The sequence below is a fragment of the Ruegeria sp. H7 genome (genome assembly GCF_056532945.1).
On record NZ_JBQFNZ010000001.1, the window covers coordinates 566,879 to 592,817 of the forward strand.

General features: G+C 60.3%; 21 protein-coding genes and 2 tRNA genes. 8 read left to right on the forward strand and 15 right to left on the reverse strand.

Going from position 1 to position 25,939, the window contains the following annotated elements:
• Positions 1-36: 36 nt before the first annotated feature.
• Genes murC through ftsW form a run of 3 tightly spaced genes read right to left on the reverse strand, consistent with a single transcriptional unit; the run spans position 37 to position 3,703 of the window.
• Entirely contained in the window at positions 37-1,446 is a 1,410-nt protein-coding gene (murC, locus tag ACR0AC_RS02650; RefSeq protein WP_170452091.1) for a UDP-N-acetylmuramate--L-alanine ligase, read from the reverse strand.
• Positions 1,443-2,540: a UDP-N-acetylglucosamine--N-acetylmuramyl-(pentapeptide) pyrophosphoryl-undecaprenol N-acetylglucosamine transferase gene (locus ACR0AC_RS02655; RefSeq protein ID WP_170523369.1), complete on the reverse strand. Its 1,098-nt coding sequence runs from the start codon at positions 2,538-2,540 to the stop codon at positions 1,443-1,445. Before ACR0AC_RS02655 ends, murC begins: the two co-directional genes overlap by 4 nt.
• Positions 2,540-3,703, reverse strand: coding sequence for a putative lipid II flippase FtsW (gene ftsW / locus ACR0AC_RS02660; RefSeq protein WP_170452095.1), 1,164 nt, complete (start codon positions 3,701-3,703; stop codon positions 2,540-2,542). Before ftsW ends, ACR0AC_RS02655 begins: the two co-directional genes overlap by 1 nt.
• 158 nt (positions 3,704-3,861) lie before the next feature.
• Between ftsW and ACR0AC_RS02665 the strand changes: the two genes are divergently transcribed.
• Positions 3,862-4,308 carry a hypothetical protein gene (locus ACR0AC_RS02665; RefSeq protein ID WP_170452097.1) on the forward strand — a complete coding sequence of 149 codons (447 nt, stop codon included), beginning with the start codon at positions 3,862-3,864 and terminating at the stop codon, positions 4,306-4,308.
• A gap of 93 nt (positions 4,309-4,401) precedes the next feature.
• Positions 4,402-5,589: a BaiN/RdsA family NAD(P)/FAD-dependent oxidoreductase gene (locus ACR0AC_RS02670; protein WP_480871826.1), complete on the forward strand. Its 1,188-nt coding sequence runs from the start codon at positions 4,402-4,404 to the stop codon at positions 5,587-5,589.
• On the opposite strand, the gene ACR0AC_RS02675 is transcribed toward ACR0AC_RS02670, so the two are convergent.
• From ACR0AC_RS02675 to mraZ, 10 genes are all read right to left on the reverse strand, one after another.
• Positions 5,586-5,960, reverse strand: a complete 375-nt coding sequence (locus ACR0AC_RS02675) for a glycine zipper family protein (protein WP_170452101.1) — start codon at positions 5,958-5,960, stop codon at positions 5,586-5,588. The two genes, ACR0AC_RS02670 and ACR0AC_RS02675, sit on opposite strands and share 4 nt — an antisense overlap.
• Positions 5,961-6,068: 108 nt before the next feature.
• Positions 6,069-7,469 carry a UDP-N-acetylmuramoyl-L-alanine--D-glutamate ligase gene (murD, locus tag ACR0AC_RS02680; RefSeq protein WP_480871829.1) on the reverse strand — a complete coding sequence of 467 codons (1,401 nt, stop codon included), beginning with the start codon at positions 7,467-7,469 and terminating at the stop codon, positions 6,069-6,071.
• On the reverse strand, positions 7,466-8,011 hold the full coding sequence (locus ACR0AC_RS02685; protein ID WP_480871831.1) for an AAA family ATPase: 546 nt from the start codon (positions 8,009-8,011) through the stop codon (positions 7,466-7,468). The genes murD and ACR0AC_RS02685 overlap by 4 nt, the downstream gene beginning before the upstream one ends.
• A complete protein-coding gene (mraY, locus tag ACR0AC_RS02690) occupies positions 8,008-9,090 on the reverse strand; it encodes a phospho-N-acetylmuramoyl-pentapeptide-transferase (protein WP_170452107.1) in 1,083 nt (360 codons plus the stop codon). The genes ACR0AC_RS02685 and mraY overlap by 4 nt, the downstream gene beginning before the upstream one ends.
• A 36-nt stretch (positions 9,091-9,126) precedes the next feature.
• Positions 9,127-10,521 carry a UDP-N-acetylmuramoyl-tripeptide--D-alanyl-D-alanine ligase gene (locus tag ACR0AC_RS02695; RefSeq protein ID WP_480625709.1) on the reverse strand — a complete coding sequence of 465 codons (1,395 nt, stop codon included), beginning with the start codon at positions 10,519-10,521 and terminating at the stop codon, positions 9,127-9,129.
• Entirely contained in the window at positions 10,518-11,999 is a 1,482-nt protein-coding gene (locus ACR0AC_RS02700; protein ID WP_480871834.1) for a UDP-N-acetylmuramoyl-L-alanyl-D-glutamate--2,6-diaminopimelate ligase, read from the reverse strand. Before ACR0AC_RS02700 ends, ACR0AC_RS02695 begins: the two co-directional genes overlap by 4 nt.
• A 22-nt stretch (positions 12,000-12,021) precedes the next feature.
• A complete protein-coding gene (locus tag ACR0AC_RS02705) occupies positions 12,022-13,809 on the reverse strand; it encodes a peptidoglycan D,D-transpeptidase FtsI family protein (protein ID WP_480707806.1) in 1,788 nt (595 codons plus the stop codon).
• Positions 13,806-14,174: a cell division protein FtsL gene (ftsL, locus tag ACR0AC_RS02710; protein WP_170633591.1), complete on the reverse strand. Its 369-nt coding sequence runs from the start codon at positions 14,172-14,174 to the stop codon at positions 13,806-13,808. Before ftsL ends, ACR0AC_RS02705 begins: the two co-directional genes overlap by 4 nt.
• The gene (gene rsmH / locus ACR0AC_RS02715) at positions 14,171-15,163 is read right to left on the reverse strand and encodes a 16S rRNA (cytosine(1402)-N(4))-methyltransferase RsmH (protein WP_480780529.1); all 993 of its coding nucleotides are present in this window, start codon (positions 15,161-15,163) and stop codon (positions 14,171-14,173) included. Before rsmH ends, ftsL begins: the two co-directional genes overlap by 4 nt.
• A gap of 4 nt (positions 15,164-15,167) precedes the next feature.
• Positions 15,168-15,635 carry a division/cell wall cluster transcriptional repressor MraZ gene (gene mraZ / locus ACR0AC_RS02720; RefSeq protein ID WP_480780302.1) on the reverse strand — a complete coding sequence of 156 codons (468 nt, stop codon included), beginning with the start codon at positions 15,633-15,635 and terminating at the stop codon, positions 15,168-15,170.
• A 949-nt stretch (positions 15,636-16,584) separates the two neighbouring features.
• Between mraZ and ACR0AC_RS02725 the strand changes: the two genes are divergently transcribed.
• Positions 16,585-16,809, forward strand: coding sequence for a DUF1127 domain-containing protein (locus ACR0AC_RS02725; RefSeq protein WP_170452119.1), 225 nt, complete (start codon positions 16,585-16,587; stop codon positions 16,807-16,809).
• Positions 16,810-17,216: 407 nt separating this feature from the next.
• Here the strand turns inward: ACR0AC_RS02725 and ACR0AC_RS02730 are convergent, their stop codons facing one another.
• A complete protein-coding gene (locus ACR0AC_RS02730; RefSeq protein ID WP_480871837.1) occupies positions 17,217-19,712 on the reverse strand; it encodes an ATP-dependent helicase in 2,496 nt (831 codons plus the stop codon).
• 202 nt (positions 19,713-19,914) lie between these two features.
• Here ACR0AC_RS02730 and ACR0AC_RS02735 point away from each other — a divergent pair, with 202 nt between their 5' ends.
• The 5 genes from ACR0AC_RS02735 to ACR0AC_RS02755 all read left to right on the forward strand — a co-directional run bounded on the left by ACR0AC_RS02735 (position 19,915) and on the right by ACR0AC_RS02755 (position 25,616).
• Positions 19,915-21,051, forward strand: coding sequence for an alpha-hydroxy acid oxidase (locus ACR0AC_RS02735; protein WP_480871840.1), 1,137 nt, complete (start codon positions 19,915-19,917; stop codon positions 21,049-21,051).
• A gap of 145 nt (positions 21,052-21,196) precedes the next feature.
• Positions 21,197-24,634 (forward strand): pyruvate carboxylase, encoded by a 3,438-nt coding sequence (locus tag ACR0AC_RS02740; RefSeq protein WP_480871842.1) that lies wholly within the window; start codon positions 21,197-21,199, stop codon positions 24,632-24,634.
• Between the two features lie 318 nt (positions 24,635-24,952).
• On the forward strand, positions 24,953-25,336 hold the full coding sequence (locus tag ACR0AC_RS02745; protein WP_480871844.1) for an MAPEG family protein: 384 nt from the start codon (positions 24,953-24,955) through the stop codon (positions 25,334-25,336).
• A gap of 94 nt (positions 25,337-25,430) precedes the next feature.
• Positions 25,431-25,505, forward strand: a tRNA-Gly gene (locus tag ACR0AC_RS02750).
• 36 nt (positions 25,506-25,541) lie between these two features.
• Positions 25,542-25,616: transfer RNA gene (locus tag ACR0AC_RS02755), tRNA-Gly, on the forward strand.
• A gap of 14 nt (positions 25,617-25,630) precedes the next feature.
• On the opposite strand, the gene ACR0AC_RS02760 is transcribed toward ACR0AC_RS02755, so the two are convergent.
• The gene (locus ACR0AC_RS02760) at positions 25,631-25,870 is read right to left on the reverse strand and encodes an Lrp/AsnC family transcriptional regulator (protein WP_170633603.1); all 240 of its coding nucleotides are present in this window, start codon (positions 25,868-25,870) and stop codon (positions 25,631-25,633) included.
• Positions 25,871-25,939: the final 69 nt, after the last annotated feature.

Consider the following 25,939-nt stretch of genomic DNA (forward strand, 5'->3'; position numbering starts at 1 on the left):
CACACTTTCAGGTTGTGCGGCAAATGAGGATGAACGTCAAACTGCTTGTTTTCTTTGCAATCTCTCAGGCAGCCCGTTGGCCCACGCGCTGATCGTACCGGCCCCGAGGCAGACGACCATATCGCCCGGACGAGCCTGTTCCCGAACGAGACGTTCCAGATCATCTTCGCTCAAGATCGCGCGGGAATGGCGGTGGCCGTGACGGATCAGACCTTCGACCAGATCGTCACGGGACGCGCCTTCGATTGGGTCCTCTCCGGCAGCAAACACTTCGGCAATGGCGACGACGTCGGCATCGTTAAAGCAGGTGCAGAAATCGTCGAACAGGTTGGACAGGCGGGAATAGCGGTGCGGCTGGTGGACAGCGATCACACGGCCTTCGGTCGCCTGACGCGCGGCTTTCAACACAGCAGCGATTTCGACCGGATGGTGGCCGTAATCGTCGATGATGGTGACTCCATCGACCTCGCCGACCTTGGTGAAGCGACGGTTCACACCGCCGAAATTGGCCAGTGCCTCTCGGATTTCCGCGGCCTTCATGCCCAGATGGCGGGCGACGGCCACCGCAGACAGCGCGTTTGACACGTTGTGGTCGCCCGGCATCGGCAGGGTGCAGCCCTCGATCACTTTGTCTTCGTATTGCAAGTGGATGTCGAAATGCGCGACGCCGCCCTTGTAGGTCAGGTTCTCGGCCCGCACATCCGCCTGCGCGTTAAAGCCATAGGTGCGCACGCGGCGGTCGGTGATACGGCCCACCAGAGCCTGCACCTCGGCATGATCGGTGCAGCAGACAGCCAGACCGTAGAAGGGCAGGTTCGAGACGAACTCATAGAACCCATCGCGCAACGTGTCGAAATCGCCCCAATGCTCCATGTGCTCGGGGTCGATATTGGTGACGATGGCGATGGTTGCAGGCAGGCGGTTGAATGAGCCATCGGATTCGTCGGCCTCGACCACCATCCATTCGCCCTGCCCCATTCGCGCGTTCGAGCCATAGGCGTGAATGATGCCGCCATTGATCACGGTGGGGTCGAAATCACCCGCGACCATCAGCTCGGCCATCATCGTGGTCGTGGTGGTTTTGCCATGGGTTCCGGCAATCGCGATATTTGACCGCAAGCGCATCAGTTCGGCCAGCATATCCGCCCGGCGGACAACAGGCAGGCCTTGGGCGCGCGCCTCATCCAGTTCCGGGTTGCCCGGTTTAATCGCGGTCGACGTGACAACCACTGCAGCGTTCTTGAGGTTCTCGGCCTTTTGCCCCACGAAAATCTCGGCTCCCAGCGAGGCCAGACGGTCGGTGATTTTCGACGCCTTCAGATCCGATCCCTGAACCCTGTACCCAAGGTTCAGCAACACCTCGGCAATGCCGGACATCCCGATCCCGCCGATCCCGACGAAATGGATCGGCCCTACGTCCTGCGGCAGTTTGGTTGCTGGGGTCATGTGGTCTCCTTCTGCGCCAGTTGCTCGACCTGGGCAACCAGACGCTCGGTGGCGTCCGGTGCCCCGACCGACAAGGCGGCGTGGGCCATTTTCTGTGCGGCTTCGGGGTTTGTCAGAACCGTGGTCATTTGCTCGGTCAACGCGGCGACGTCAAGAGCATTTTCAGGGATCATGATCGCCCCGCCCGCCTGTACCAGACCTCGGGCATTGGCGGTCTGGTGATCGCCAGCGGCGGCGGCAAACGGGATCAGAATCGAAGGTCGCCCGATGACCGAGATATCAGCCACGCTGGACGCGCCCGAGCGGCTGATCACCAGTTGCGCGTCCGACATACGGCGGGGCACATCATCAAAGAACGGCTGAACATCGGCGCGGATGCCATGGTCGGCGTAGAAGGCGGTGACGCGGTCGCCATCCTCGTCCCGCGCCTGATGCGAGACGCGGATGTAGGATCGAAGGAATTCGGGCAATGCAGCGATCGCTCCGGGTACGACATCGCTGAGGATGCGCGCGCCCTGCGATCCGCCCATTACCAAAACCGACATCGGGTATTCGCCCGGCGGGATATAGGGGGCAGCCGCACGATCCAGAACGGCGGCGCGTACCGGATTGCCGGTGTGAATACCATGCGCGCCCTCCGGCAAGTCGGTCGGCCATACGCCGCAGGCCACCTGCGCAACGCGAGTGGCAAACAGTTGGTTCACACGTCCAAGAACGCCGTTCTGTTCGTGGATCATGCGCGGGATTTTCAGCAGTGTCGCCGCACCCAGTGCCGGGATCGAGGGATACCCCCCGAAGCCCACGACCACTTCCGGTTTGTCGCGCATCATCTGAAAGGCCATGCTGGCGACGCCGCCAGCAATCTTTGGCCCGACCAGCGCCTTGGCAGCGAGACCCCCACGCGCGAAAGTGGCCGAGGATGCCTCGACAATCTCAACGCCTTCGGGGAAGGCACCGGTATAGCGCGCGCCGCGCGGATCGGTGGACAGGCGCACGCGCCAGCCCTTGTGCAGCATCGCCTCGGCCAGCGCTTGCGCCGGGAACATGTGGCCCCCGGTGCCGCCCGCCGCAATCAGAAGGTAGGGTTTGCTCATCAACCTCGTCCGCGCAGAATATCGCCAAGCTCGCCCTGTGGGCGGGTGCGGGTGAAGGCCAGTAACATGCCGATGGCGATGCCGCCTGCGATCAGGGACGAACCACCATAGCTGACAAAGGGCAGCGTCATGCCCTTGGCAGGCAGCAGGCGCACCGCAACACCCATATTGATCATCGCTTGAACGCCGAACATGCAGGCCAGACCGGTGCCCGCCAGTCGGATGAACATGTCCCGTTCGCGCATCAGCCGCAAAAGCGAGCGTACAACGATCAGCGAATAGAGCGCGATGATGATCAGCACCAGGATCAGGCCGTATTCCTCGGCCGCCACAGCGATGATGAAATCCGTATGCGCATCGGGCAGAGACCACTTCACCTGCCCCTCACCCACGCCAACACCAAACAGACCGCCTTCACGGATGGCGTTGGTGGCATAGCCAAGTTGGGTGGTCGGATCGACCTCTTGATTCAGAAACCCGTCGATGCGGCGCGCAAAGTGGTCCGAGTTGGAATAGGCGAACATACCGCCCAGCACGACCACGCCCGCCATGCCAACCAGCAGCAGCATGGGCGCCCCGGCCACGAAATACATCACGCCCCAGCCGAACAGGATCAGACACGCCTGCCCGAAATCGGGCTGCATCACCAGCATCCCGACAATCGCCATGCACAGTGCAAAAGACCACAACCGCCCCGGAGGGCCGTTGATCTGCTGCGAGGCCGCCAGCAACCATGCGGCCACAACCACAAATCCGGGCTTCAGAAATTCAGAAGGCTGCAACGAGGCGAAGCCCAGCGAATACCACCGCACCGCCCCTTTGCCAAAATCGGTACCAAAGATCGGCAGGAAGGCCAGCGCGACGAACGCCCCCAGAAAGCCCAGAACCGCCAGACGGCGCACAAGGGTCGGAGACATCATCGACGTCAGCAGCATCGCAATCAGCGCCAGCCCGCCGAACAACACCTGCCGTTCAACATAGTGAAACGGATCAAACCCGTTGCGCCCGGCCAGCGGCGGCGATGAGGCCAGCCCCAGCAACAGCCCGATGACAAACAGGATCAGAACGCAGGACATCGTCCAGCGATCAATCGTACGCCACCACTTTGGTAGAATCGGTTCCCCGCGCTGGTCCTGGACCGCGCCATACACCATCTCAGTCATGAGATACCGCCACTTACTGCCTCACTCGTGCCCCGTTTTCGGGATCTGGTTGAGAGTCTACAGGGATTTTGGCGATTGGGCTAGGGAAATGAAGGGCAACGCACAAAAGAACAGAACCCTACTTTTTCTCTGCTCAGCGTCGAGGCTAGAGTTGCGGCATGAAACACAGCATTCTTCATAGCGTAGCCCATAACTTCACCGATTCACTGGCTGGTGGCCTTAGCTTCGTTGTGCCGGGCCACATGATCGGAATTTCGGTGTTTGCCGAGGCGGCTCGACATATAAACGGCTATTTCATCGCCAACTTCCTAACGGGCCGGGCTTGCGGTGAGTTGCTCGACGATGAGTTGGCAACCTTTCTTCCGCTGTTCAGAAACGCGTTCCCTGATTTTTGCGAGCAAAACCAAGTAAACTATTCTGACTACACCGCTTTTCTGGTGCGCTTTATATCTCAGTCAAGCGGAAATAAATATGTGATCACCATCGAAGATCGCAATGGACGTCGATCTTCAAGAGAGTATCTCGGCAATAGTGGCAAGCGCTCTGAAATAGTCGATCCGCTTGGAAGACGCAGACCCAAGAAGCTTCGAGTTCCTCTAGACTAGATCCAGCCCCATCGAGTTATTTTTGCGCTCGAATTCGCTCCAATCGATCCGAGTGCACTTGCCATCCCCTTCAATCCACGCCATCCCCCGCCCATGACCTACGACACGATCATCCTCGGGGCCGGTGCAGCCGGTATGATGTGCGCCGCCCACTGCGGCGGGCGCGTTTTGGTGATCGACCATGCAAAAGCCCCCGGCGAGAAAATCCGCATCTCGGGCGGCGGGCGCTGCAATTTCACCAACATGTATGCGGGACCGGCAAATTTCCTGTCCCAGAATCCGCATTTCTGCAAATCCGCCCTGGCGCGCTATACGCAATGGGATTTCGTCGATCTGGTCGGGCGCCACAATATCGCGTGGCACGAGAAAACGCTGGGGCAGCTATTCTGCGACGGTTCCTCGAAACAGATCATCCAGATGCTGCTGACCGAGATGGAGCGCGCCGGGGCCGAGCTGTGGGTGCGAACTGAACTCAGGGACCTGCGCAAGACCGAGGCCGGGTTTGAACTTGAGGTCGACCGCGAAGGTCAGCGCCTCAGCCTGACTTGCAGCAACCTCGTGCTGGCCACCGGCGGCAAGTCGATCCCAAAGATGGGGGCGACTGGTCTGGCATATGACATCGCGCAGCAATTCGGGCTGCGAATCACCGAAACACGTGCCGCTTTGGTCCCGTTCACCTTCTCGGACGGGAAATTCAAAGACCTCTCGGGCGTCTCGCTGCCAGCGCGGCTGTCAAACGACCGTACTAGCTTTGACGAGGCGCTGCTGTTCACCCATCGCGGGCTCAGCGGTCCGTCGGTGCTGCAACTGTCGTCCTATTGGCGCGAGGGTGAGGTGATCCGCGTCAACCTGATCCCCGATCTGCCTCTGTTCGACCTGCTGCGCGATCAACGCCAAAGCGGCGGGCGCAAGGCACTGACCACAGAATTGGCCCGCCACCTGCCCGCGCGGCTGGTGGACTACCTCAGCCAGCATATCCCGATGCAGGGCAATCTGGCCGACCAGTCCGACGCGGCGCTCAAAGACCTGATCGCCGCCCTGTCCGATTGGCATCTGACCCCTTCGGGCACTGAAGGCTATCGCACCGCCGAGGTCACTCTGGGCGGGATCGACGCAGATGACCTGTCGTCAAAAACGATGGAGGCCAGGGAGATCCCCGGCCTCTATGCGATTGGTGAAGCTGTGGATGTCACCGGCTGGCTGGGCGGTTACAACTTTCAATGGGCGTGGTCCTCGGGGCATTCCGCCGGAACCGCCATCGCAAGCCGTCAGCACCCTTAGCCGACGACGTTATACCCGCGCCCGCGCATGCAGTTGCGCACAATAACTTCCTGATTCTGGTTGTTCTGCAACGCGCTTGCCCCCGCGCCCAGCAACGCCCCTGCGACAGCCGTCCGGCCAAGGTCGCTGGCGCTGTCATCAATGATCGCCTTCGCACCCGCCGCACCCGCAGCACCAATGGCCGCCGCACCTGCCGTTCGGCCATCAACAGTTGGCTGCGTCCGTGCCAGAGCCTGACACTGCGCCAGATCCGCATTGTAATTCGGGCCAATATTGCCGTCGATGATCGGCGTATAGTTGGCACCCGAGCTTGCACAGGCCCCAATCAGCAGCACCGCTGGCAAGGCCATCAATTTCTTTCGGTTGGACATATCCGTAACCTCGTTTTCTAACGTCCCGCTAAGGCAAGACCAAATCCGGTGGGGCGTCAAGCCGATAGCGACCCGGAGCAGATGAACCGGCGGTCGATTGCAACCGCGTTATTCAGCCAGTCTTTGCCGCACATTGTCGGCAAAATCCTCACCGCGTTGTTCGAAGTTATCATATTGGTCGAAACTTGCAGCAGCGGGCGCAAGTAACACGGTGTCGCCCGTTTCGGCATCCGCCATCGCCTGTTCGACCGCTGCGGCCATGGTCGTGCACACCTGCGCATCCACGTTCAGTTGCATAGCGAAACCTGCCGCCTCGCGCCCGATGACATAAGCCTTCAGCACATCGCTTGCAGCATCGTTCAGCGCGTCCAGCCCACCCTCTTTCTCCAACCCGCCGCAGATCCAGCGAATCCGCTTGAACGCGCCCAGCGCCTTCACCGCGCTGTCGACATTGGTGGCCTTGGAATCGTTCACATAAGTCACGCCCCCGGCTTCGGCGATGATCTGGCTGCGATGGGGCAGGCCCGGATAACTGTGCAGAGCGTCCTCGATCACCCGAGGCGCCAACCCCAGCGAACGGCAGGCCGCATAGGCCGCGCAGGCATTCTGGTGGTTATGCGTCCCCGGCAGGCCCTTGATCGCCCGCAGATCGATCGAACCCGCCTGCCGCCCTTTGCGGTATTCCGACAAGAACCCCTTGCGGGCAAAAACCTGCCAGCCCGGACCGGTCAGCTTGCGCTCGACTGATATGCGGATCACCCGATCATCCGCTGGCCCCTCGGCCATTTGCCCTGCCAGAAACGCGCCCTCGGCCTCATCCACACCGATGACGGCGCGATCCGGCCCGCCCTCGGCAAACAACCGTCTTTTGGCGGCAAAATAGCCCCCCATACCGCCGTGACGGTCCAGGTGATCCGGGGAAAGATTGGTGAATACTGCCACATCCGGCGTCAGAGAGCGGGCGAGTTCCGTCTGATAGCTGCTAAGCTCCAGCACCACGACCGAGCCATCGCCGCCCGGATCAATATCCAGCACCCCGCGCCCGATATTTCCGGCCAATTGCGCATCGCGCCCAGCCTCGGTCAGAATGTGATGGATCAGCGCCGCCGTGGTCGATTTTCCATTCGACCCGGTCACCGCGATCACACGCGGCGGGGTGTCAAAATTGTTCCATTCCGGCCCCGCAAAGGAACGGAAGAACAGACCGATATCATTATCGACCGGAACGCCCGCCTCCAAAGCTGCCGCGACAACCGGATTGGGCGTCGGATACAAATGCGGAATGCCCGGAGACACGATCAACGCCGCAATCTGATCAAACGCCCCGTTCCGAAGCAGATCGGTGCAAACGAACCCCTCAGCCTCAGCCGTATCCCGCGCATCCGGATTGTCATCCCAGCACACCGGCTGAGCCCCACCCGCCCGTAGTGCCCGTGCGGTGGCCAGCCCAGACCGCCCCAGCCCCAGAACCGCAACTTTCTGTCCTGAAAACCCTTTGACCGGGATCATGTCCTTTGCCCTTCGTCTAGCTTTGCCTCAAACCAATCCACGCGTTCAGCAATCGGTGCTTTCGGAACAAGCAGAGTTTGAAACCCGAGTTTCGGTAAGCGGTCGCACAAAGCCTCATACTCCGCAAGTGCGTCGGACAAATCGTGCCTTCGTTGTTCATCTTTTTCATAGATTTCAGGCCACGGTGGGAACAGAAATACGCGGCGATCATAGCCGAGGTGCAATATCCTGTTCCGTAAAGCGCTTTCCAGAGCGGCACCGGTTCGGTCGAACCAGATTAAAGCGTCCAGTGCTGAACGGTCGAACAAGACCAACCCATCCGGAGCCCCGGCCATATCATCGAAAGCGGTTTGGATCATCTTTCGACAAAAGGCTTCCGGGTTGGCCCATGGCACGGCACCCCCGCTTTCCCTTTGCTCGTTCATCACAACGCGGCGACCCGGTTCCTCAACCGTCGCATAGCCGCGCCGGGCCATTTCGTTAAGAAGTGTGGACTTACCACCGCCCGAACACCCGGACAGTACAATCCGGCGATCGCTCACCGAACCTTCAACGTCGCCAACCCGATCATCGCCAGGATCAGCGAGATGATCCAGAAGCGGATCACGATGGTCGGCTCAGCCCAGCCCTTTTTCTCATAGTGGTGATGGATCGGGGCCATCAGGAAGACGCGTTTGCCGGTGCGTTTGAAGTAGAGGACCTGGATGATCACGCTCAGCGCTTCGACCACGAACAAGCCTCCGACCACGGCCAGAACCAGCTCGTGTTTCGTGGCCACGGCGATGGCACCCAGCGCGCCGCCCAGCGCCAGTGATCCGGTGTCGCCCATGAACACAGCCGCAGGCGGCGCGTTGTACCACAGGAAGCCAAGCCCCGCGCCGAAGAGGGCCGAAGTGAAGATGAATATCTCACCTGTGCCGGGCACGTAGTGCACATCCAGATACTCGGTAAAGTCGACCCGGCCCACGGCGTAGGCGATGATCCCCAGGGTCGAGGCCGCGATCATCGCGGGCATGATGGCCAGACCATCCAGACCATCGGTCAGGTTCACCGCATTTGCGGCCCCCACGATAACGACAATAGCGAACGGGATATAGAAGATGCCCAGATTGACCAGAGTGTCCTTGAACACCGGCACGGCCAGCTGGTTTTGCAGGATTTCAGGATGATGCAGAGTGGCCCAGAGCGAGGCCAGAACGGCGATGATTACGCCCAGCGCAAGCCGCATCCGGCCCGAAACACCCTTAGTATTCTGCTTTGAAACCTTCGCGTAATCGTCGGCGAAGCCGATGGCCGCATAGGCCAGTGTCACGAACAGCACCATCCAGACATAGGGATTGTCCCACCGCGCCCAGACAAGCGTCGATGTCACCAGCGCGCCGACGATCAGCAACCCGCCCATGGTCGGTGTTCCGGCCTTGGAAAAATGCGCCTCTGGCCCGTCATCGCGGATAGGCTGGCCTTTGCCCTGCTTCCTGCGCAGCACGTTGATCAGCGGCTTGCCGAAGATGAAGCCAAAGATCAGCGCGGTCATGAAGGCGCCGCCTGCGCGGAAGGTAATGTAGCGGAAGAGGTTCCAGAAATCCCCTCCGTCCGACAAGGCGGTCAACCAATACAGCATTACAAAACCCTTCTCACACGAGGCTTATGGGTGCGTTCACCCGTTAAGCGCGCCCCCTTGCCCCATTTTGCGCAGACCGTCAACAATCCGCGCCAGAGCCATGCTCAGCGAGCCCTTGGCCAGCACAGTATCGCCGGTTTTGATCAGATCAGGCAGGTGCACGGCCATCTCGGTGCTGGTTTCAAACCACAGTCCGCGCTTGTTGGCTGGCAGGGCCTGATGCAGAGCCTGCATAAGCGGACCGATGCAATGCACTTGGTCCACACGCGCCATCGCATCGACCTGGGCCATGGCTGCGTGCATGGCCTGTTCCTGCGGCCCCAGTTCTTTCATGTCGCCCAGAAAGGCGATGCGGCGCGCGCCTTGCGATGCAGCAAGCACATCCAAGGCGGCCTCCATCGAGGTCGGGTTGGCGTTGTAGCTGTCGTCCAGCAGTTCGATCTGTCCGCCAGCGGCCAGCAGCAAGGTCTCGCGCACGCCGCGCCCCTTGACCGGCGACCATTGCCGCAGACCGGCGATGGTCTGATCCAGATCAACGCCCAGTTCGACACAGGCGGCCAGAGCGCCCAATGCGTTCATCGCAAAATGCGTACCGGCGGACTGGACGTCGAAGGTGAACTGCGTGTCACCAACCGTGGCTTTTGCCTGAACCGAATCCGGCCCGGCAGTCACATCCGTCAGTTTGTAATCTGCAGCCTTGCGGCCAAATTCAACGATCCCTGCACCGTGATCTTGCGCCGTGTGGCGCAGAATTTCGGCGTGGTCGATATCAGCGTTCACGATGGCTGCGCCGCCGGGTTCCAGCCCCTCGAAAATAGCTGCCTTTTCGTGGGCAATGCCTGCAACCGACTCAAACGCCTCAAGATGAACCGCGGCCACGGTTGTCACCAGCGCCACATGCGGGCGGGCCTGGCGGGCCAGCGGAGCAATCTCGCCGGGGTGGTTCATGCCGATCTCGATCACCGCAAACTCGGTGTCCTGCGGCATCCGTGCCAGTGTCAGCGGCACGCCCCAATGATTGTTGTAGCTGGCGACGCTGGCATGGGTTTTGCCCTGAGTTTCAAGAATGGTTGCCAGCATTTCCTTGGTCGAAGTTTTGCCGACGCTACCTGTCACCCCGACCACGCGCGCTTGTGTCCGCGCCCGCGCGGCCTGCCCGAGCGCCTCGAGCCCGGCTTGCACATCTTTGACGATCAACAGCGGCGCATCTTCGGACACACCCTCGGGGATATGGGAAACCAGCGCCGCCCCTGCGCCCTTCTCAAGCGCCTGAGCCACGAAATCATGCCCGTCACGTGCAGCCTTCAGCGCAACAAACAGATCGCCCGGCTGCAACGTTCTTGTGTCAATCGACACGCCATTTGCCTGCCAATCCGTGGTTGCCCGCCCGCCGGTGGCCTCGGCAGCCTCTGCCGCTGTCCAAAGCGTCATGCGACCCTCCCATCCAGAGCGGCCACGGAAATGCTCGCCTGCTCGACGTCGTCGAAGGGCAGAACCTGATCGCCGACGATCTGGCCGGTTTCATGCCCCTTGCCAGCGATCAGCAACGCGTCGCCCGGTTGCAAGGCGTCGATGCCGCGAAGAATGGCCTCGGCCCGGTCGCCTACCTCGGTGGCACCAGGCGCGCCGTCCATCACGGCGGCGCGGATGGTGGCTGGGTCTTCGCTACGCGGGTTGTCATCGGTGACGAATACGATATCCGCATGGTTCGTTGCGGCCTTACCCATCAGCGGGCGTTTGGTGGCATCTCGATCTCCACCTGCGCCAACAATGGCGATCAGACGGCCCATCACATGCGGGCGTAGCGCCTTTAATGCCGTGGCAACGGCGTCAGGCGTATGGGCATAGTCCACAAATACTGCTGAGCCGTTGTCACGGGTGGCCGCCAGTTGCATGCGCCCCCGGACCGTTGTCAGGTGCGGCAGGGTTTCGAACACCCGCTCGGGCTCATCCCCGGCGGCGATCACCAGCCCACAGGCGAGCAGGATGTTTTCGGCCTGAAACCCTCCGATCAGGTTCAGGCGGGTCTGGAAAGTCTTGCCTTGCCAGGAAAACCGCAAATCCTGCCCGGTCGAGTCAAAGCGTTGGTTCATTAGGCAAAGATCGGCCTCGCCCAATCCTACTGTCAGCACCGACTGGCCCCGCGCCTCGGCAATCTTGCGCACACGGGCTCCCTTTGGGTCGCTGAGGTTGATCACTGCGGTCCCATCATGAGGCAGAACCCGGTCAAACAGCCCCATCTTGGCTGCAAAATAGGCCTCGAAGGTTTCGTGGTAGTCCAGATGATCCTGCGTGAAGTTCGAAAATCCGGCGGCGGTTAGCTGTACGCCATCCAGCCTGCGCTGCTCTAACCCATGCGAAGACGCCTCCATCGCCGCATGGGTCACGCCATTCTTGGCAGCCTCGGACAGACAGCGATGCAGGGTGATCGGTTCGGGCGTGGTGTGGGCCAGCGGAGCGGTCCAGGCACCCTCGACCCCGGTGGTGCCCAGATTGACGGCGGCATGGCCAAGCTCGGTCCAGATCTGGCGCACGAAGCTGGCAACCGAGGTTTTACCGTTGGTGCCGGTAACCGCCACGATGGTCTGCGGCTGCTGGCCAAACCACAGCGCCGCCGACCCGGCCAGCGCCTGACGCGGGTCTTCGACCACGATCAGGGCGGCGTCGGAAGCGGCCAGTTCGGTTGCCGCGATCCGTGCGCCTTCGGCGTCGGTCAGAACGGCTGCGGCCCCCATGCGCAGGGCAAATTGGATGAACTCGCCGCCGTGGACGCGGGTGCCGGGAAGGGCTGCAAACAGATAGCCGTCTTTGACCTCGCGGTTGTCAACCGCCAGCCCGGTGATATCCGGATTTGCGCCGCCGCGCGCGGTCAGGGCCAGTTGGCTGAGTTTCTTTGTTCTTGCGCCCATGACCCACCTGTTCTCTGGCACCCTAATTCGAGGTCAGGGTTATAGCAGCGCCCGCCTCAGGCTCAAGCCGAGGACGCAGGCCCAGCAAAGGGGCAACCCGCCCGATCAGCTCAGCCGCAACCGGGACAGCCGTCCAGCCTGCGGTGCGGCGCTTTTCGCCGTAGGCCACGATTGACGGTTCATCCAGCGTGACGATCAGCACGTATTTCGGGTCATAGGCCGGAAAGATGGTAGCAAAAGTCGCAATCACCTTGTCATCGTAGTACCCGCCGCGCGGCTTGGGTTTATCCGCCGTTCCCGTTTTGCCCGCAACGTCATAACCTTTGACATCGCCAAAGCTGGCGGTGCCGTCGGTCACCACTTTGCGCAGCATCTTCTGCGCCTGCGACGCGGCGCTGTCCGACAGAACGCGCGGGCCGTATTGCGGGCCGTTTTTCTTCAGAATTGTCGGGCTGACATAATGCCCGCCATTGGCAATCGCCGCATACCCCGCCGCCAGATGCATCGGGCTGGTCGACAGGCCATGGCCATAGGAAATGGTCACCGTGCTCAACTCACCCCATTTCTTGGGCTTCAGCGGCGCGCCCCCGGCGGCCTCGACAATCTCAAACGGTGTGGGTTCAAACATGCCCAGTGTTTGCAGAAACTCCTGCTGCCGTTTGGAACCGATCTGCAAGGCCAACCGCCCGGTTCCCCGGTTCGAGCTATGGACGATCACATCCGCAACGCTGATCTTGCCGTAGTTCTTGCCGTTGAACTCACCAATCGGGAAGCGACCGATTTTCATCGGCCCCGAGGTGTCGATAATGGTCTCGGAGTTTACCAGCCCAAGCTGCACGGCCTGCGCGGCAGTAAAGATCTTGAAGACCGAGCCCAGCTCATACACGCCCTGCACATAGCGGTTGAACAACGGGCTGTCCGACGGATCAAAGCCCGAGGTCGGAGGGCGCGGGCGATCGTTGGGATCAAAAGACGGCAGCGACGCCGCCGAGACCACCTCACCCGTATGCGCATTCATCAGAACGGCCGAAGCCCCCTTGGCGTTCATGATTTTCATGCCGCCATACAGCACCTGCTCGACTGCGGCCTGAATGGTCAGGTCCAGCGACAGTTGCAACGGTTTGTTGCCGTTGGCCGGATCGCGCAGATAATCGTCGAATTTCTTCTCGACACCAGCAACGCCGATCACTTCGGCAGCACTCACGCCCTCACGACCAAAACCGGAGCCACCCAGAATATGCGCGGCCAGCTTGCCGTTCGGATACAGCCGCATTTCGCGCGGACCAAACAGGATGCCGGGATCACCGATGTCGTGAACAGCCTGTTTCTGCTCGGGCGAGATGCGCTTTTTGATCCAAAGGAATTTGCGCTCGCCAGTGAAGTCCTTGACTAGACGCTCTTTATCCAGATCGGGGAAGATCGCCACCAACTGATCCGCCGCCGCAATCGGATCGATCATCAGGGGCGGTTGGGCGTAGACCGAATAAGTGTCCAGATTGGTCGCAAGAATCCGACCCTCACGATCCACAATATTGGCGCGCTGCATGGCAATCGCCGCCCCCGGCGCGCTGGCCAGCGGCTCTTGCGCCTCGGACGTCGCCAACATCCCCATCCGGAAGCCAACAACCGAGAAGGCACAGAAAAAGAACAGGCCCAGCACCAGCAGGCGACCCTCGGCCCTGGCACGGGCGCGGTCTTTCATCTGTTCATGACGCTGACGGATGTTTTCGCGTTCGATGACCTTCGGATTTTCCCCACGGGCACGGGCATCCAGAACACGGGCCAAAGGGCGGAGTGGTGTGCGGGTCATGGAATCTGCACCTCGCCCAATGCCTGCAAGTCAGTAATCGCCTGCAATTCAATCGGATCCACGATGGGCAGATCAGGGTCTTCGGCATATGCGATCTGATCGGCACGCCCAAACTGCTCGGCCCGCAGGGGCAGCAGACCCAGACGTTCGAAATTCAAATCCGCCAGTTCGCGCAACCGGTCGGGACGGTTCAGATAGGCCCATTCGGCGTTCAGAACCGCCAGACGCACCTGCGCCATGCCGATCTCACGCTGCAATTTCTGCGTTTCTTTCAACACTTGCTGGGTGCGGTAATTCTCTTGATACGCCCAAAGCGCCAATCCAAACACGGACAGAGCGGTCAACACATACAAAACACTCTTCATCTTGCCCTTCCCCCCAATTGCGGCATCCCGATTGCGCGGGCGTCAATTTCCCCCGCCGGAGCCTCGGTTCGCACCGCAACACGCAGTTTGGCCGACCGCGCGCGCGGATTTTCCTGCAATTCCTGATCATCCGGGCCCACGGCCTTGCGGGTTTTCAAAGTGAATTGCGGCAATTCCTGTTCCATTTCGGGCGCATAGCGGTTCGCCCGGCCTGTTTTGCCCGCGCGGGACTGAAAGAACCGTTTGACCATGCGGTCTTCGATGGAATGGAAGGTGACAACAGCCAGTTGCCCGCCCGGCTTCAACGCCCGTTCGGCGGCCATGAGGCCCTGAAACAGTTCTTCGTATTCCGCGTTCACCGCGATCCGCAGCCCCTGAAAGCTGCGCGTCGCTGGATGCGATTGCCCCGGCTTCGGGCGCGGCAAGCAGGATTCGATGATCTCTGTCAGACGCAGGGTTGTGGTTATCGGCTCCTCGGCCCGCGCTTTGACAATTGCCTTGGCAATCCGACGGCTGGCGCGTTCTTCACCGTAGTGAAACAGAATATCGGCCAGTTGCGCCTCGGTCGCTTCGTTCACCAGATCAGCGGCGCTTTCACCCTCCTGGCTCATGCGCATGTCCAGCGGCCCGTCCTTCATGAAGGAAAACCCACGCTCGGCCTGATCCAACTGCATGGACGACACCCCGAGGTCCAGCACAACGCCATCCAGACCTTCGGCATATTCGTCCATCCGGGAAAACACGCCGGGTTGCATCACCAGCCGGTCACCATATTCGGCTGCCCAACCCGCCGCCATCTCAAAGGCCAGCGGATCGCGGTCCACGCCGATGACCTTGTCAGCCCCAGCCCCCAACAAGCCACGCGTATACCCGCCCGCGCCGAAGGTTCCGTCCAACCACACGCCTGAAACCGGCGCCACCGCACCCAGCAACGGGCGCAACAGAACAGGGATATGAGGTTTATCGGAAGGGGTGTCAGCGCCGGACATGCCGTCACGCGTCCCCGATGCCATCGAGATAGACCATCGGGTCGAAATCGTCTGGCAGATCGTCCATCCACTCTTCGGCCTTGGCCAGTTCCTCGACCTCGTAGGTCTCAGGCTTCCAGATCTGGAAGGTGTCACCGGCAGCGATAAAGAACGCCTCATTTGCAAGGTCGATCTTGCTGCGCAGCTTTGCCGGCAGCACCAGCCGCCCGGTTTCGTCCACATTGGTCGGGAAGGATTGACCGTGGAACATGCGCTGCAACATCTTGCGCTCCATCGAGCCGCGCGGCAGCGCATCGATCTTGGCATCAACCTCGTCGATCGCCTGCATCGTATAGCATTCAAGATATTTGCGGCGGTGATCGCCATAGACAATCACAAGCTCAGGATTGTCACCGGGCTGCCAGTTGGGATCGGACGCTTCAAGCACACGGCGAAACGAGGCCGGGATCGAGACCCTGCCCTTCGTGTCCACCTTATGGTGGCTTTCACCTCTAAACCTGCGCGCCAAGACGACTGTCCCTTTCGCTTGCGCCCCACCTCAAATTCACGCCCCCCCGGATGAAAAACGGCGGGTTGATCTGCTGCCACTGATCAACCCGCCGCATTGACCCGCTTTGCGGGATGTCCAGCTGCACGCGCCACCTGGGGGGATGTCTGCTCGCCCGCGCGCCGGATCTCTTGATAGATGAAAGCGAGATGCCTGTATGAAACCTGATTATTATTGGTTGGGGTCGTTTTGTGCCCCTGCTGCCTCGTCCTCATCGGATGAATAAGGGATGACATGGGAAATCATGGAAATCAACTGGAAAATTTGGTCACTGCGTTCGTCAAGCTGCGATGCGACCATCATATCACTATGATTCACAGGCGTATATACACTGCATATAGACAAGCCGGGCATCCATGTACCCATATGTTCCAATTTCTATAAGCGGAAGAGACTTCCCACGATTTCCCATCTTTTTTCAGAATTACCCCGGCTTTCCGGAAATATCGCCCAAAAACCGTGACACCAATCCCGAATCAATGACCTCAAAATCCACGGCAGTCTTGCTTGGACCATCAATCCACAGAACATCCCATGAATTCCCAAGTGGGGGCCGTCACAGTCCCAAACAGGCTGGCGCTGCTGAAATCTTGGGCTTTTACAACGCACAAATTTTCCAAGTTAGCGCTCAAACATATGGCGAATGCTTGCGGTAACTTTTTTCCGCTTCGCAAACCACAAGCAAAGGCGTTTCCAAAACCCATATTTATAAGGGGAATCTACAGGTGCCCGCTCAACATTCTGATATCTATGCATTTGCTGCATAGCAGCATTGACGTCGCCCGGTATTGTGCAATCGCAGCATTTGCCTATTTTCAGTCTCAAGCAAGCGCCGGACGACACCGGCACAGACACACGAGACCGAGTAAAGCACATGGCTGTTGCAGCAAATTCCACCGCGCTGAAGGGCGCACACACAAGCGGGCTGAGCGCGCTGATCGAAGCCGCCAAAATCCGCTTTGCCCGTCACCGCATGTACCGCCAGACGGTCAACGAACTGTCCGGCCTGTCCAACCGCGAGCTGGCCGATCTGGGCCTGCACCGCTCGATGATCCGCCGCGTTGCGATGCAGGCGGCTGACGACTATACCGCGCGCTAAGCGCACCGAAACACCCGAGATCAGACCCTTCCTCCTCCCTTTAGGGTCTGTAATCAGCGGCGGCGTCTCTCCTCCTCCCTGACGCTGCCGCACCTAATACCGGCCCTGAACGCCGGAAACTGATACATCGGGGCTCTCCTCCTCCCTGCCCTGATGTTGAAAGCGCGCGGCGACGTCCTTCTCCTCCCTGACGTCGCCGCGTCGTACCCATACCGGGCTCAAACCCGGGTGCTGATACATCAGGGCTCTCCTCCTCCCTGCTCTGATGTTGCAATGAGCGGCGGTTCCCCCTCCTCCTCCCTGGGAACCGCCGCTTTTCTTTTGCGCACAGCAAAAAGGGGCGCGAACGCCCCTGCTTCTTCTGTTCAAAAATACCTCGGAGCGCGAGGCAGAGCCTCGCAAAAAGATCAAAACGGCACGTCGTCCTTGGCAGACAGGAACCGGGAAACAACTTTCTTCGTCCCGGCCTTGTCAAACTCGACCTCGACCTTGTCGCCTTCGATGCCAACCACACCGCCATAGCCGAATTTCTGGTGAAAGACCCTTTCACCCAGGGTGAAACTGGCTACCGCCGTGGCATCGATCACCGTATTGCGGCTTTCGCGCGGTTGCGACATGCCATACTGGCCCTGCCGCGCCTGCATCCGCTTCCAGCCGGGAGAGTTATAAACATTCGCCTCCGCCGCGCGGGTTTCGATCCCTGCCGTTGTCTGACCACCACCATACAGCCCCGGAGGCGTCAGCACCTCCACGTGATCCTTGGGCAATTCGTCGATGAACCGCGACGGCATCGAGTTCTGCCACTGCCCGAACACCCGCCGATTGGCCGCAAAAGAAATCGTACAAACCTCTTCCGCACGGGTGATGCCCACGTAAGCCAATCGCCGTTCCTCTTCGAGGCCCTTGAGGCCCGATTCGTCCATCGACCGTTGCGAGGGGAACAACCCATCCTCCCACCCCGGCAGGAACACCGCGGGAAACTCCAGCCCTTTGGCCGCGTGCAGCGTCATGATGGAAACCTTGGCCCCATCCGAGTCCTGCTCATTGTCCATGACCAGGCTGACATGTTCCAGAAACCCTTGCAGGTTTTCGAAATTGTCCAGCTGGTTGACCAGTTCCTTGAGGTTTTCCAGCCGCCCCGGCGCTTCGGGTGTTTTGTCGTTTTGCCAGTGACCGGTATAGCCGGATTCGTCCAAAACAATCTGCGCCAGTTCGATATGCGTATGCTCGGGCGCGCCATAGCGGATCGGCGACACGCCATCGTCGATAACCGAGTCATCATCGACCTCAATCCGAGGGCCCCGCGTCATCGCATTCCAGCGGGCAAGGCCGTCGATCAACTCGCCCAGCGCCTTGACACCTCTTGCGCCGATCAATTTGTTTTCAACAACAATTCGAGCGCCCTCGACCAGAGACACCCCGTGTTCCCGCGCCGTCATCTGAATCGTCTGCTGCGCCTTGTCACCGAGGCCTCGTTTGGGCGTGTTCACAATCCGCTCAAACGCCAGATCGTCCTCAGGGCTGACCACCAGACGGAAATAGGCCATGGCATCGCGAATCTCCATCCGTTCATAGAACCGAGGGCCGCCGATCACCTTGTAGGGCAGACCAATGGTCAGAAACCGATCCTCAAACGCCCGCATCTGATGCGAGGCGCGGACCAGAATAGCAATCTCATCGAGGTTCATCGGCCGCACGCCGCGCGTGCCGCCCTGCATCGCGTCGATTTCCTCGCCGATCCAGCGCGCCTCTTCCTCGCCATCCCAATGGCCGATCAGACGAACCTTTTCGCCTTCTTCCCGGTCGGTCCATAGCTCTTTGCCTAAGCGACTTTCATTGCCCCGAATGACATTCGACGCAGCAGCCAGAATATGCGAGGTCGAGCGGTAGTTCTGTTCTAACCGCACCACATAAGCGCCCGGAAAATCCTTCTCGAACCGCAGGATGTTGCCCACTTCGGCCCCGCGCCAGCCATAGATCGACTGGTCGTCGTCGCCCACGCAGCAGATATTCTTGTGCCCCCCGGCCAGCAAACGCAGCCAGAGGTACTGGGCGACGTTGGTGTCCTGATACTCGTCCACAAGGATATAGCGGAACCAGCGTTGGTATTGTTCCAGAACGTCCGGGTGGGTCTGGAAGATCGTGACCATGTGCAACAGCAGGTCGCCGAAATCCACAGCGTTTAATTCGCGCAAGCGGGTCTGGTATCTGCGGTAAACCTCAGTGCCAGAAACAACATTGCGGCCAATGGCACCACTTTCCGGATTTCGCCGACTGAACTTGTACACTTTTTCTGCGGACGCAACTTGGTCTTCTGTAAAAAGGCTCTCGCACCAAAGCTCCACATCCGCGGACGCAGGTACTCTGTCTGGATCCCAAGCTTGGTTCTTCCAGCCGTCGATAATGCCAGCCAGCCAGCGCGGAGGGTGGCGCTTTTCGTCGACACTGTAGAATTGCATGGCTTGCTTCAGTAGACGCAGTTGGTCATCTCTATCCAAAATCGTGAAGTTCGATTTCAGATCGACCAGTTCGGCATGCCGCCGCAGCAGCTTGACGCAGATGGCGTGGAAAGTGCCCAACCAGGGCATGCCCTCGGCTGGTTGCCCAAGCAGCCGCCCCACGCGCTCTTTCATCTCTCGCGCGGCTTTGTTGGTGAAGGTCACCGCCAGAATCTCATTTGGACGCGCTTTCCCGGTGGTCAGCAAATGCGCAATCCGGGTCGTCAGGGCCTTGGTTTTCCCCGTCCCCGCGCCCGCCAGCATCAGCACGGGCCCGTCCAACCGCTCGACCGCTTCGCGCTGGGCCGGGTTCAGGTCATCCAGATACGGCGCTGGCCGCGCGGCCATGGCTCTTTGCGACAGCGATGCGCCCTCGAAGGCGTCCATTTCGTCAAAACTGCTCATGGCTTCAAACTACGCCGGATGCGTGCCAAGGGAAAGAGTTTGTTCACGGCTTGTTCACACGCGCTTTCAACTTTCTTAACGCGCACTGAACAGGCGGCGTAACGCGCGCTTCGAACGGCTCATTTTGATCGGCCAAGGCGCGTCGAAGGACCTGCACCGCCCAAACCCTTGCCGAATCGCCGTGCAGGTCGGATCAATCCGCATGGATTTGCACAGCATGTACCCCGGCATCCCGGATCTGAAACGCCGCGCCCGGCGCAGGTTGCCGCATTTTGTCTGGGAATATGTGGACAGTGGCACCGGAACGGAAACCACTTTGCACCGCAACCGGCAGGCGCTGGACGATGTGCGACTGTACCCCTCGATCCTGCATGGAGAGTTAACGTTCGACACACAGGTCGAGCTTTTGGGGCAGACCTGCGCCTTGCCTTTTGGAATCGCTCCGATCGGGATGTGCGGCCTGATCTGGCCGAATGCCGAGGCACTGCTGGCGCGTGCGGCCGCGCAGGCCGGTCTGCCCTTCACCTTGTCGACCGTCGCCAGCCAATCGCCCGAGGATATGGCACCGCATCTGGGCCGGAACGCGTGGTTTCAACTCTACCCGCCCAAAGACCCCGAGATTCGCAGCGATGTGCTGGCCCGCGCACGTGCCGCCGGGTTCAAGACTCTGGTTCTGACCGCCGATGTGCCGGTTGCGTCGCGGCGCGAACGTCAGACGCGCTCGGGCCAGACGCAGCCGCCGCGTCTGACGCCGCGATTGCTGGCTCAGGTTGCGATGCGCCCGGCCTGGGCCATGGGCATGTGGCGACACGGAACGCCCAGGATGCGGACCCTGGACAAGTATATCGATGGCCAGCAGACCCTGCCCCCAACCGCCCATATCGGGTATCTGCTGCGCACCTCGCCCGACATGGATTATGTCAAATGGCTGCGCGATCATTGGGACGGGCCGTTTATCGTGAAGGGCGTATTACGACCCGAAGATGCGGAACGGCTTGAGAAAACAGGTGTGGATGCGCTTTGGGTCTCGAACCACGGCGGACGCCAGTTTGACGCTGCACCGGCCAGCATCGACGTGCTGCCCGAGATTCGCGCCGCCTGCAGCCTGCCGCTGATTTTCGACAGCGGCGTCGAGGGTGGTTTGGACATTCTGCGCGCCATGGCCAAAGGTGCGGATTTTGTCATGCTGGGGCGGGCGTTTCTGTATGGGCTTGCGGCCCTTGGCGCGCAGGGTCCGACCCATGTGATCGACATTCTGCGGCAGGATTTGCTGGCCAATATGGGACAAATGGGCATCGCTTCGCCGGATCAGGTGCCGCAAGGTCAACTCTGCGATTGATGCTGCGCCGCAGCAACGCTAAAGAGAAACCGCCATAAGGCGGCGTTTGCGAGCGATAACATGCCGGTTCTACCCAGAACGACTGATATACGTACGCGTATTGTCCGCCTATTAAAAGGCCACACCTAAATGACCGGGACCTAAAATGACCGACTTCAACAAGATCCTGATCGCCAACCGCGGCGAAATCGCTATCCGCGTCATGCGCGCAGCCAATGAGATGGGCAAACGCACCGTCGCCGTCTTTGCCGAAGAAGACAAGCTGGGCCTGCACCGTTTCAAGGCGGATGAGGCATATCGCATTGGCGAAGGCATGGGACCGGTCGCGGCCTATTTGTCGATTGACGAGATCATCCGGGTGGCCAAGGAATGCGGCGCGGATGCGATCCATCCGGGCTATGGCCTGCTGTCCGAAAATCCCAACTTTGTGGATGCCTGTGTTCAGAACGGCATCACCTTCATCGGACCAAAGGCCGAGACCATGCGCGCCCTGGGCGACAAGGCCAGCGCGCGGCGCGTGGCGATTGAGGCAGGTGTTCCGGTGATCCCCGCGACCGAGGTTCTGGGCGATGACATGGATGCGATCCGGGCTGAGGCCAAAGAGATCGGCTATCCGCTTATGCTGAAGGCCAGCTGGGGCGGCGGCGGGCGCGGCATGCGTCCCATCAACTCCGAGGATGAGCTGGAAGAAAAGGTGCTGGAAGGTCGGCGTGAGGCCGAGGCCGCATTCGGCAATGGCGAGGGCTATCTGGAAAAGATGATCACCCGCGCGCGTCATGTCGAGGTGCAGATTCTGGGCGACAAGCATGGTGAAATCTATCACCTCTATGAACGCGACTGCTCGGTCCAGCGTCGGAATCAGAAAGTCGTCGAACGCGCCCCTGCCCCTTACCTGTCCGAAGAACAGCGCGCGGAAATCTGCGAACTGGGCCGCAAGATCTGTGCCCATGTGAACTATGAATGCGCAGGCACGGTCGAGTTTCTGATGGATATGGAAACCGGCAAGTTCTATTTCATCGAGGTGAACCCCCGCGTGCAGGTGGAACACACTGTCACCGAAGAGGTCACCGGTATCGACATCGTGCAGGCTCAGATTCTGATCGCCGAGGGTAAAACCCTGGCCGAGGCCACCGGTGCCGCCAGCCAAGCCGATGTGCGCCTGAACGGTCATGCGTTGCAGACCCGGATCACAACTGAGGACCCGCAGAACAACTTCATCCCCGATTATGGCCGCATTACTGCGTACCGCTCGGCCACTGGTATGGGCATCCGACTGGATGGCGGCACGGCTTACGCGGGCGGGGTGATTACCCGCTATTACGACTCGCTTCTGACCAAGGTCACCGCGAAAGCGCCGACGCCGGAGGCTGCGATTGCCCGAATGGACCGCGCCCTGCGCGAGTTCCGTATTCGCGGCGTCAGCACCAATATCGACTTTGTCATCAACCTGCTAAAGCACCCGACATTCCTGTCGAATGAATACACCACCAAGTTCATCGACACGACGCCGGACCTGTTCCAGTTCAAGCGCCGCCGCGACCGGGGCACCAAGGTTCTGACCTACATCGCGGATATCACCGTGAACGGGCATCCCGAAACCAAGGACCGCCCGGAACCGCGTGCCGATCTGAAAGAGGCCAAAGCCCCGGCCGCTAAGGCCGAGCCGCAGATGGGCACCCGCAACCTGCTGGAACAGAAAGGCCCGCAGGCGGTTGCCGACTGGATGAAGGCGCAGCGGCAGTTGCTGATCACCGACACCACCATGCGGGACGGGCACCAGTCGCTGCTGGCGACCCGGATGCGCTCGATCGACATGATCAAGGTTGCCCCGACCTATGCGGCCAACCTGCCACAGCTGTTCAGCGTCGAATGCTGGGGCGGCGCGACCTTCGATGTGGCCTATCGCTTCCTGCAGGAATGCCCGTGGCAGCGCTTGCGCGATCTGCGCGAGGCGATGCCGAACCTGATGACCCAGATGCTGCTGCGCGGCGCAAACGGGGTTGGCTATACCAACTACCCCGACAACGTCGTGCAGGAATTTGTGCGTCAGGCAGCGCAGAACATCGACGTGTTCCGCGTGTTCGACTCGCTGAACTGGGTCGAGAATATGCGCGTTGCGATGGATGCGGTTGTTGAGAGCGGCAAGATCTGTGAAGGCACAGTTTGCTATACCGGCGACATACTGGACCCGGACCGCGCCAAGTATGACCTGAAATACTATGTCGGCATGGCGAAAGAGCTGCGCGATGCTGGGGCGCATGTGCTGGGCCTCAAGGATATGGCGGGCCTGCTGAAACCGGCCTCGGCCAAGATCCTGATCCGCGCGCTGAAGGAAGAGGTCGGCTTGCCGATCCACTTCCACACGCACGACACCGCCGGTATCGCCAGCGCAACCATTCTGGCGGCTTCCGAGGCGGGCGTGGATGCGGTGGATTGCGCGATGGACAGCTTCAGCGGCAACACCTCGCAGGCAACGCTAGGCACCGTGGTTGAAGCCCTGCGTCATACCGAGCGGGACACCGGGCTGGACATCAAGGCGATCCGTGAGATCAGCGACTATTTCGAAGCAGTCCGCGGCCAGTACGCGGCGTTCGAATCCAGTCTGCAGGCCCCGGCCTCTGAGGTTTACCTGCACGAGATGCCGGGCGGTCAGTTCACCAACCTCAAGGCGCAGGCCCGCAGCCTCGGCCTTGAAGAGCGCTGGCACGAGGTCGCGCAGACCTATGCCGACGTGAACCAGATGTTCGGCGATATCGTGAAGGTGACGCCTTCGTCCAAGGTGGTGGGCGACATGGCGCTGATGATGGTCAGCCAGAACATGACCCGGGAACAGGTCGAAGACCCGTCGACGGATGTGGCCTTCCCCGACTCGGTGGTGGACATGATGCGCGGCAATCTGGGCCAGCCTCCGGGCGGGTTCCCCGAGTCGATCATCAAGAAGGTGCTGAAGGACGAAACGCCCAATACCGAGCGCCCCGGCAAGGGGGTCGAAGCGGTCGATTTGGAAGCCACCCGTGCCGATCTGTCCAAACAGTTGGAAGGCATGGAGGTCGATGACGAAGACCTGAACGGATACCTGATGTATCCCAAGGTCTTTCTGGACTACATGGGCCGCCACCGGGTTTACGGCCCGGTCCGCACCCTGCCCACGCGCACCTTCTTCTACGGCATGGAGCCGGGCGAAGAGATCACGGCGGAAATCGATCCCGGCAAGACGCTGGAAATCCGTTGTCAGGCCATTGGCGACACCGACGAAAAGGGCGAGGTCAAAGTGTTCTTTGAACTCAACGGCCAGCCCCGCGTGATCCGGGTACCGAACCGCATGGTGACCTCGACCACACAGGCCCGTCCGAAGGCCGAAGCCGGCAATCCCAACCATGTCGGCGCGCCGATGCCGGGTGTCGTGGCAACCGTCGCTGTGACAGCCGGGCAAGAGGTCAAGGAAGGCGACATGCTGCTGACCATCGAAGCGATGAAGATGGAAACCGGCATCCACGCCGAACGCGACGCAGTTGTCAAAGCTGTCCATGTTCAGCCCGGCGGTCAGATTGACGCCAAGGACCTGTTGGTTGAGCTTGAGTAACTGACATTCAAGCAATCGACGAAAAAAGGCGCGCCACCGGCGCGCCTTTGTTTTTGCAAGGTACAACCGTCACGGGTCGGCTTTCCGGCCTTACCCCATTACCTCAGGGCTCAACTGCCCCCACAACTGCCGCTAATCGTCAGATCACCTCCGGTCCAACAGGACGATCGTGGCAGTTTCCGCACGCATTCGACCGACATGCCACATCTACACAAAACTGTGACTGGCTGAACTGAACCGACCGGTTTAGTCCCCTTGCCTGTAAAGCCGCCCGGACGACCCGGCGGTTGCATAACGGCCCGAGGAGAAACAGGACCAATGCTATCGATCACCCCGCTTTATGCGGCCCCCATCGCCATTCTGTATGTTGTGCTCAGCCTTCTCGTCGTCCGGTATCGCCGCTCGGGCCTGGTCTCGTTCGGGGATGGCGGGAAGGAAGAAGTGCTCAAGGCGATGCGCACGCAGGAGAACTGCCTGGAATACGCCCCCTTCACCCTGCTGTTGCTGGCGATAATCGAAATTCAGGGGGCCGAAGGCTGGCTGATCCACGCATTTGGCGCGGCCCTTCTGGTCGGACGCCTGATGCACGCCTATGGTTTCGGCCGCACGCCTCAGATTCAGCCGCTGCGGATGTACGGGATGATCCTGACCTATATCGCCCTTTTGGGTACGGCCATCACCAGCTTCGTTCTTGCCATCTGACGGGCCCCGGCGGCGCAAAAGAAAATTCGATTGCGCCGCATTTTCCACTTGCAGCCCCGCGTGGGAATTTATACATCCCTCCTCACTCAACGGCGCGGGCGTAGCTCAGGGGTAGAGCATAACCTTGCCAAGGTTAGGGTCGGGCGTTCGAATCGCCTCGCCCGCTCCATTGAGAGGTCTTCGGACCGACACATATGTATCTGATGCGGGCGTAGCTCAGGGGTAGAGCATAACCTTGCCAAGGTTAGGGTCGGGCGTTCGAATCGCCTCGCCCGCTCCAGATACAAAAAACCTTCAGAAAGCCTTGAACGTCATCGTGGTCAGCGACCGTTCGATGTTTGGGATGACCAGCAGGTTTTCATTGATGAAATGGCCCACGTCCTCGGTTTCCGGGATATAGAGCTTCAGCAGCAGGTCATATTCGCCGCTTGTCGAATAGAGTTCGGAATGGATTTCGCGCAGCGCGATTTCCTCGGCCACACTGTAGGTGGTGCCGGGGTGGCAGCGAATCTGGATGAAAACGCAAGTGGACATGGCGTCGGTCCTTCAATTGACTTGCCGGCAGGCTGGCACGTGGCCGGGCCGGGTGCAATCCCCTGCAAC